General features: G+C 42.5%; 5 protein-coding genes. All 5 read right to left on the bottom strand.

What is annotated here, in order from left to right; translation table 11 throughout:
• A partial coding sequence (surE, locus tag BCG07_RS18295) for a 5'/3'-nucleotidase SurE (protein WP_286891433.1) occupies positions 1 to 485 on the bottom strand: 485 nt, incomplete at its 3' end.
• Positions 466 to 1,518 carry a tRNA pseudouridine(13) synthase TruD gene (truD, locus tag BCG07_RS18290; protein WP_006791958.1) on the bottom strand — a complete coding sequence of 351 codons (1,053 nt, stop codon included), beginning with the start codon at positions 1,516 to 1,518 and terminating at the stop codon, positions 466 to 468. The genes surE and truD, both read right to left, overlap by 20 nt.
• Positions 1,515 to 2,012 (bottom strand): 2-C-methyl-D-erythritol 2,4-cyclodiphosphate synthase, encoded by a 498-nt coding sequence (ispF, locus tag BCG07_RS18285; RefSeq protein WP_008126885.1) that lies wholly within the window; start codon positions 2,010 to 2,012, stop codon positions 1,515 to 1,517. Before ispF ends, truD begins: the two co-directional genes overlap by 4 nt.
• Positions 2,009 to 2,710 carry a 2-C-methyl-D-erythritol 4-phosphate cytidylyltransferase gene (ispD, locus tag BCG07_RS18280; protein WP_286891430.1) on the bottom strand — a complete coding sequence of 234 codons (702 nt, stop codon included), beginning with the start codon at positions 2,708 to 2,710 and terminating at the stop codon, positions 2,009 to 2,011. Before ispD ends, ispF begins: the two co-directional genes overlap by 4 nt.
• The coding region (locus BCG07_RS18275) for a septum formation initiator family protein (RefSeq protein WP_286891428.1) at positions 2,700 to 2,885 on the bottom strand (186 nt) is incomplete at its 5' end. The genes BCG07_RS18275 and ispD, both read right to left, overlap by 11 nt.

The raw sequence follows: 2,885 nt of genomic DNA, 5'->3' as shown, positions 1-2,885 counted from the left end.
GGCACATTAACATTAATAATTTGGTCTTTTGGTAATGGGTGCGATGCAAGTTCTTTAATTATATTAACTGTTACCGCGGCCGCTGTTTCAAAGTGCTCGCCATTGTGTGAGCAAAGTGAGACTGCAATAGCAGGCAACCCCAAATGACGACCTTCGGTCGCTGCAGCAACAGTGCCTGAATAAAGCGTATCATCACCTAAATTGGCCCCATGGTTAATGCCTGCCACAACTAAATCTGGTTTTTGGTCAACAAGCTGATTAACACCTAAATGAACGCAATCGGTTGGCGTACCATTAACTGACATAAACCCATTTTCAAGAGTTGTTGCACGCAATGGATTCATTAATGTGAGCGAGTTACTTGCACCACTGCAATTGCGATCGGGTGCCACCAAAGTGACGTCTGCAATTTTTGTAAGCGCGTTATATAAGACCGCTATGCCTTTAGCATTAACGCCATCATCGTTACTTAACAGTATCTTCATTTATGCCATTATCCTTTTCTTTTCGCTCTTTTGGACTTGCATCTGTATAGTCCACCAGCTCACGTAGTAATGCGGTTGCAAAACACCCTTTAGGTAAACCAAAGCTCAGCTTAAGTGTGGTGTTATCAAGTGTTTCTACTGCCAAGTTATCAGGAATCAAACGCAACATTCTACGCTCGTTTTTAAGCCCTAATTCACCCAGGCCTTCACACCATGCCTGATAGGGTTTAAGCCATATTTTTTCTTGCTCAGTTAACCCTTTATCACTTTTGCCTGCCATAGGTGCCGACATTACAATATCGCCAGAGGCTAAACGTGCTATGTTTTCGTCGTTAATTGCATCTTCAAAAAATGCATTACTGCCGCTGAGCATAAATACTTCGCGGTGCATAGTTTTGGCTAAACCGTGTTCTTTTACACGTAAACTTACAAGTTGATTAAAAATATGTGAACGCGCAGCTGAAATTATAATACCGCGTAACTTCTTATCGCGAATACGCTCGCCGGCAAACATTTTTTCGGCCATAACTAAATTATGCCCATCGCGGCCAAAACGCTGCTCGCCAAAGTAATTTGGCACACCAGCACGCACAGCATTTATGCGGCATAATATATCAAGCGGCTCGGTAACATTACGAAGGGTAATGGTAAATTTATTGCCCTTGTGGCAACCGGTGCGTAATTTACGCTCGTGGCGCTGTTGCGACACTATAAAAATGCTTTCGCTATTTAACTCAGTAAAATCTATATGCTTTTTAATGGGCACTTTTACACTAAACCATTGGCTACATACACCATGACGATCTTTCATGCCCGCGTAGCTTACATCGCGAGGGGATACACCGGCTTTTTGCGCGATAATTTTAGCCACGTATTGTGTGTTTTCGCCTTTTTTAACCACCTGCAAGCATACATGCTCACCGTTACCTGTAAACTCTATACCTAGATCTTCATCTACCATAAAGTCTTCTGCTGTGGTTTTAAAGTCAGCTTTTGAAAGCGGTGCGCCGTATAAATAATTTAAGTCGCTCATGCGTTTTTTGTACTCGCAAGCTCTTTACTCATAATAACCACGGCATGACTAGAAATACCTTCTTTACGTCCTTCAAAGCCCAATTTTTCAGTTGTCGTAGCCTTAACATTTATTTGGCTAAGATCGCAGTTTAAATCATTAGCTAGATTTACACGCATAGCCTGTATGTGCGGCAGCATTTTTGGTGCTTGTGCCACAATGGTGACATCGCCGTTTCCTAATACATAGCCTTGCTCTTTAGCTAGCTTAACAACATGCCGAAGCAAAATGCGGCTGTCTATATTTTCATATTCGCTCGCTGTATCAGGAAAGTGCTTACCAATATCGCCCATAGCGAGCGCACCTAAAATAGCATCACATAATGCATGAATAGCTACATCGCCATCTGAGTGTGCTAAAAAGCCTTGTGGGTAATCAATTTTTTCGCCACAAATAGTTAACGGGCCTTCGCCGCCAAATTTATGTACGTCAAAACCATGGCCAATTCGTATCATACTGCACTCTCGTTTTGTTGTTTATTTAATAAAAACCCTGCCAAAGCTAAATCTTCTGGCGTGGTTATTTTAATATTATCACTACGACCCGCTATAAGTTTTACTGGTTTGTTTACCCACTCAATTGCACTGGCTTCGTCGGTAATAGGCACCCCACTTTGTAGCGCATTTTGCAGCGCATTTTTAAGGTCACTGTACTTAAAAAATTGAGGGGTAAGCGCTTGCCACAGGTCGTCTCGGGGGACAGTTTGCTTTGAGTGTGTATCGCCGCGTTTGATGGTGTCTTTTACTTTAGTGGCTAAAATTCCGCCTTCATTTTCACGAAGGCACTCACTGATAAGGCGCTCTATGTCTGCTAGGTCAACCAATGGGCGCGCTGCATCGTGCACTAAGACCCAATCAGGAGGATTGGGTGCTAAAAATAACAAACTATTAAGTACTGAATCAGCACGTTCTTTGCCACCACTTGAACGAACAATGCGCGCATCGGTTAATGGTAGTTCATCAAAGTATGGGTCTGTATCGCTAAGGGCAACAACAATAGTTTGTAGTTGTGGTAATTGAGATAGTTTAGTTAGGGTGTGTTCTAAAATTGTTTTACCCGCTAACTGTATATATTGTTTAGGTGCATTGTGCTGCATTCTGCTGCCTACACCTGCTGCGGGTACAATCGCAACGATAGTTTGTTTATTTCTCATATTGGTTGCCCGGTAAAACACGAATAAATGTTTCGTCCGGCTTAATCATTCCTAATTCGTTTCGGGCACGTTCTTCAATACCTTCAAGGCCAAGCTTTAAATCTTCTATGTCGGCTTTGAGCACTTTATTACGTTTTATCAACTTTTCGTTAGTGTCTTGGTGGGTTGCCACCGC

Source organism: Pseudoalteromonas sp. ESRF-bin5 (assembly GCF_002632075.1).
Classification (GTDB): Bacteria; Pseudomonadota; Gammaproteobacteria; order Enterobacterales; family Alteromonadaceae; genus Pseudoalteromonas; species Pseudoalteromonas marina.
The sequence above is the reverse complement of the archived record's forward strand: the minus strand, read 5'-3'. Positions and strand labels throughout refer to the sequence as shown.

What these genes read in the sequence shown, in the direction of transcription:
- truD (WP_006791958.1), bottom strand. Translation starts at nt 1,518, where the DNA reads ATGAGCGACTTAAATTATTTATACGGCGCACCGCTTTCAAAAGCTGAC.
- ispF (WP_008126885.1), bottom strand. Translation starts at nt 2,012, where the DNA reads ATGATACGAATTGGCCATGGTTTTGACGTACATAAATTTGGCGGCGAA.
- ispD (WP_286891430.1), bottom strand. Translation starts at nt 2,710, where the DNA reads ATGAGAAATAAACAAACTATCGTTGCGATTGTACCCGCAGCAGGTGTA.